Source organism: Bacteroidota bacterium (assembly GCA_034439655.1).
Taxonomy (GTDB): domain Bacteria; phylum Bacteroidota; class Bacteroidia; order UKL13-3; family UKL13-3; genus CANJUD01.
The window spans coordinates 1-5,539 of sequence record JAWXAU010000056.1 but is presented as its reverse complement, the minus strand read 5'-3'; the positions used below and the strand labels follow the sequence as shown (position 1 = coordinate 5,539).

Genomic DNA, 5,539 nt, shown 5'->3' with positions numbered 1-5,539 from the left:
GAAAGCGTTACCGATAAAGACATTGAGTATGTTCAAAATAAGCTTAACAACAGACCAAGAAAAAAAATAAAATATTTATCACCAAATGAATTTTATTTATCTAAATTTGCAAAACAAAAGTTGCATTTGTAACTTGAATACAGCCATAGTACTTATAGACCCAACCAAAATTATTAAAACCCAAAAAATATTGCTACTTTAAATTGAATAAAAAAGGGAGAAGTTTCTCCCTTTTTTATTACTAATTTAACTAAAATATGCGTATCTATATAATAATAATATTTATTTGTATTCAAACAATAGTCTGTAATGCGTTTGATGGCCTTAAATTAGGGTTTCAGGTTAACCCATCGTTCACAATTCTCCCCCTTGGCACTCAGCAGATAATGCACCCCGAAATATATCGTAGGGATATTTTGAGCTATACGCCATCACCCATAAGTTTAACTGTAGGCATAAACAGTAAAATATCTTTAAAAAACAATTTTTTATTATATGGCAATCTGCTCATTTGTGGTATGGGGTATTCTACATCCGAAAAGGTCAATGTACCATTAACCACAGGTGAGTTTTATACCAAAGTAGGTTACTATATTATTAAGCCTCAATTTCTCATCGGACACAATATAATGCATAATAATAAGCAACTATTTAGTGTATATGGGGGGGTTGGATATTAATTTTAATGTGATGCATCGCCTTTTTTATGCATTTACTATAAATTCTTCCGATACGTATTATGAGATTCTATCAAATGATTCAACCAAAGAGATTTTAAAAGTTAACTATTCTGTAGTAGCAGGTATTAGGAAATCTTTTCAAACCCCAAAAAGAACTATAGAACTTGGGATTTCTTATCACTACTGTCTCGGATATTCCAACTCAATCATTAGTCAAAGGATAATGAACAAGTATCATTCACAATATACTATATCTCCTAAGTTAAGTCAGATAAGCATTGACGTGGTTTTTTATAGAAAGAATAGAGTACATAAAAAGATAGGTGGTTTGCAATAGTTTCTATATATTTTATATGTAGCCCATCTGTCCATGGTTGGTGTCCCCACCAACCATAAGCACTTGAGCATCGCACTATATGATATACTTGGCAAAAAAATATATAATACAATTACAAATGGAGAGTCAATATAATATAAATGTGAGTGGTTTTTCTAAAGGTTTGTATATACTTTCAATAGGATATGAAAAGGTTAAAATTGTTATGGAATAATGCAATTGACACACCCCTGCCTCGCATAGCCAACACGCACCCCCTCTCAAGAGGTGCAGGCAACTCTAGCATAAGCAAAAATCATTCAATAAAAAACCCCACTACTTTTCAGCAGTAGGGTTTGGAGACAAACTTTTCTAAAGTTTAGAACATTAGAAAAGTTTAAGCCAAAGCAAAACTCTGTCTTGTCATTTCATACTGCAAGACTCTGTCTTGCACAGCACAAAACACCACTATATATTTAAAAAAAGTGTATCACATTCCATGGCTTCGTCAGTCGGAGGCTGACCCAAACGAACTCACAAGTTTCGCTTCGCTTAAACTTGCGATGGCAAACTTGACGACAAGAATCAGCGTTTACAAATGCCGATAAACTTCGCTTAAAAATTCCATTTTCCATCCTTACTTTTGCACATCGAAAAAAGAAAAAATGGCTAAAGTAACCATAGACGGAAAATCAATTGAAGTGCCTGATGGCACCACTATACTGAACGCTGCCCGCATGATAGGCCACGACGTGGCACCACCTGCCATGTGCTATTATAGTAAACTAGAAGGCAGCGGTGGCAAATGCCGCACTTGCCTAGTAGAGGTAACCAAGGGTAGTGAAAAAGACCCAAGGCCTATGCCCAAACTGGTGGCCAGTTGCAGCACACCCGTGATGGACGGCATGGAAGTAGGCAATGAAACGAGTGCCAAAGTGATTGATGCACGTAAAGGTGTAGTGGAATTTTTATTATTGAACCATCCACTCGATTGCCCCGTATGCGACCAAGCTGGAGAATGTGACCTGCAAGACCTAGGCTACAAGCATGGGGTTGCAAGCACCCGTACCGATGAAGAACGTCGCACTTTTGAAATGGAAGACATAGGCGATAAGATAAAATTACACATGAACCGTTGTATACTTTGCTACCGCTGTGTATATACCGCCGACCAAATTACCGATAACCGTGTGCACGGAATATTGAACCGTGGCGACCATAGTGAAATTAGTACTTATATACATAATGTAATTGACAACGATTTCTCAGGAAATGTGATTGATGTATGTCCCGTAGGTGCCTTGACTGATAAAACTTTTAGATTTAAAAGCAGGGTTTGGTTTGCCCGCCCGATGGATGCACATCGCAATTGTGATAAGTGTTGCGGCAAAACTGCAGTATGGTTGTTTGGCGATGATGTATTACGCGTTACTGCCCGCAAAGACGAATGGGGCGAGGTAGAAGACTTTATATGTAATACTTGCCGTTTTGATAAAAAATCGTTGGCCGATTGGACAATTGAAGGACCTAGGCATATAGATAAACATTCGGTGATTGCACAAAATCATTATGAGTTGCCTGAACTGGAAAAAGTAAAAACTTTGAAATAATTATTATAAAAGTATATAAAAATCTGTAACCATTTATGGAATTAATCTTAGAAAAAAGTATATTAATTATTATCATATTTTCCATCACTTTGGTGATAGCCATGTATAGTACTTATATGGAACGCAAGGTAGCGGCATTTCTTCAAGACCGCATAGGACCTGATAGAGCGGGACCATTTGGTATACTGCAACCCCTCGCCGATGGTGGCAAAATGTTTTTTAAAGAAGATTTTATTCCTGCGGCGTCCGAGAAATGGTTATTTATATTAGGTCCCGGAATAGCGATGCTAACAGCTTTGATGACAAGTGCCGTGATACCTTGGGGAACTTCCATAGAAATGTTTGGTCGAAATATTAGTTTGCAAGTAGCCGATATTAATATAGGGATATTATATGTGATGGGATTTTTGAGTATCGGGGTATATGGAATTATGGTAGGAGGCTGGGCATCGAACAATAAATATTCGCTGATGGGTGCTATCCGTGCATCGAGCCAAATGATTAGTTATGAACTAGCGATGGGCTTAAGTATTATAGCCATTGTGATGATGAATGAGAGTTTGAGTTTACGCGTAATTGCTGCCAATCAAGATGGCTGGCATTGGAATATATTATATCAACCACTCGGATTTTTAATATTTATTGTATGTGCTTTTGCTGAAACTAATCGTGCCCCTTTTGACCTTGCCGAATGTGACAGTGAATTGATTGGCGGCTATCATACAGAATATAGTAGTATGAAATTGGGCTTCTTCCTTTTTGCAGAATATATTAATATGTTTATATCGGCTACCATGATTTCAACTTTATATTTTGGTGCTTATAATTTCCCAGGGATGCATTTTTTCGAAGGTAATACTTTAGCTATTTTGGGCGTATTGGCTTTATTTGCAAAAATATTTTTCTTCATATTTTTCTTCATGTGGGTTCGTTGGACTTTACCTCGTTTTCGCTACGACCAATTGATGCACTTAGGTTGGAAAGTATTAATACCTTTGGCTATTATAAATATGCTACTTACTGGTGGTTGGATGACTTATATTTGGAAGTAAACCATAACAACGTCATGCTGAGCATCCCGAATCTTATGCGGGAGCGAAGAATCTATTGAATAGACCCACAGTTCGGCAAAAAAATATAGCTGCATGGTACAAATCTCAGTATGAAAACAAGTAGCTTGAATTGAAAGACATTTTAAAATACAGAAGTGATAGTGACGTGACAATAGCATTGACAAATATTCCTTATTATGTATATCGCCACTACTAATAAAAGCAATAAAGCAAGGGAACACGGTGCTTTGTCGCAGTCACGGTTTTGCAGTGCGACAGCCTGTGTGTCGTGCAAAAATTACCTGTGTATTTTAAAACGCTTTTGGGTACTTTTGGCGTCAAAAGTAACGCCTTCGCGGCAAGCGAGGCAAGGAAGAAAGCATTAGCATAGATAATATACATAAACAGATGAAATTTGCCGACTATAATATATCAACCGAATTAAAAAAGAGCATTGCTGAAATAGGTTTTAGTCGCCCTACGGATATACAATTCAAATCGATTCCTGCCATATTACAAGGGCAAAATATATTAGCGATTGCCCAAACCGGAACAGGTAAAACAGCCGCATTTGCAATTCCTGTAATACATAGATTGCAACGCAAACCGAAGCAACATACTTATACAAAAAACATTAGATGTTTGGTGATGCTGCCCACGCGTGAGCTGGCTGTGCAAATAGCAGAAGTGTTTACAAACCTGAGTAAGTACACCCCACTTAATATATTATGTTTGCATGGAGGTGTGGAGCAATGGCCGCAAATAGATAAACTTGCTGAAGGCGTTGATATACTTATTTCTACACCAGGCAGAATGTTTGATTTGGTAAGCCAGGGTTATATAAAATTGGATGCCGTTGAGATATTAATTTTGGACGAAGCAGATCAAATGTTGGATTTGGGTTTCATCAAAGATATCAGAGATGTTATCAAACTTTTGCCATTCAAAAGGCAAACTTTATTTTTCTCCGCAACGATTGATAAGGAAATAAAAAAGTTGGCTTATGCTATTGTAGAAAATCCAATTCGTATACATATATCGCCCAAAAATCCAGTATCGAAAAATGTAACACATACTGTTGCCTATATAGGCATGGATGATAAACGTTTCTTTTTGGAAAGGTTAGCAACTGAAGCACCCGATAGTAAAATTTTGGTTTTTGTACGGACAAAAGTTCGTGCCGAAAGAGTACATCAAGCTATGGAAAGAGTGGGTATTACAAGCCTTACTATGCATGGCGATAAAGAGCAAGACGCACGCCTCTCCGCCATGACTGATTTTAAAAATGATAAAGTAAAAATGCTTATTGCTACCGATGTAAGTGCAAGAGGAATTGATATATCGAAAGTAGATTACGTTATTAATTATGATTTGCCCGAATTGCCCGAGAATTATGTGCATCGTGTAGGTCGCACTGGGCGGGGTGTTTTGCTGGGTCATGCAGTATCATTTTGCAGCCCTGAAGAAAAACCATTATTACTAGAAATTGAAAAATATATAGGCGGCCCCATTGATGAGGTAAAGATTGACAAAAACGATTATGAAGCTACTTTGGATTTTTCGAAAGACGCCAATAATAATTGGAGTGCATTGATAAATGATGCGATGAAATCGGAAGAAGAATTTCAGAAAAAGAAGAAGAAGAAATAGGTTGTGAAACTGGTGTGGTTGGTGAAAACACTCAACCACGGGCAGCACGGATAACCTTAAAATAAATACCCACCAAAAGGTATTTGTGGTTTGAATTCGTAACCATACATTTGTAATACCAATTCTTAAACTAAAATAGTTCTCCGCCTGTGGCAGATTTGGTTTGTAGAATGGTAATGCCGAACTACATCCCGAAAGCCCCGCTTAATCCCGATAATTATCGGGATGCGG

General features: G+C 37.4%; 4 protein-coding genes. All 4 read left to right on the top strand.

Features of this window, described 5'->3' with window-relative positions:
• The first annotated feature begins 1,202 nt into the window (after positions 1–1,202).
• The 4 genes from SGJ10_03355 to SGJ10_03340 all read left to right on the top strand — a co-directional run bounded on the left by SGJ10_03355 (position 1,203) and on the right by SGJ10_03340 (position 5,308).
• The gene (locus SGJ10_03355) at positions 1,203–1,349 is read left to right on the top strand and encodes a hypothetical protein (GenBank protein MDZ4757163.1); all 147 of its coding nucleotides are present in this window, start codon (positions 1,203–1,205) and stop codon (positions 1,347–1,349) included.
• Positions 1,350–1,661: 312 nt separating this feature from the next.
• The gene (locus tag SGJ10_03350) at positions 1,662–2,606 is read left to right on the top strand and encodes a 2Fe-2S iron-sulfur cluster-binding protein (GenBank protein MDZ4757162.1); all 945 of its coding nucleotides are present in this window, start codon (positions 1,662–1,664) and stop codon (positions 2,604–2,606) included.
• A gap of 35 nt (positions 2,607–2,641) precedes the next feature.
• Positions 2,642–3,658, top strand: a complete 1,017-nt coding sequence (nuoH, locus tag SGJ10_03345) for an NADH-quinone oxidoreductase subunit NuoH (protein ID MDZ4757161.1) — start codon at positions 2,642–2,644, stop codon at positions 3,656–3,658.
• Positions 3,659–4,066: 408 nt separating this feature from the next.
• Complete coding sequence (locus SGJ10_03340) at positions 4,067–5,308, top strand: DEAD/DEAH box helicase (GenBank protein MDZ4757160.1); 1,242 nt, start codon at positions 4,067–4,069, stop codon at positions 5,306–5,308.
• The last annotated feature ends 231 nt before the right edge of the window (positions 5,309–5,539 follow it).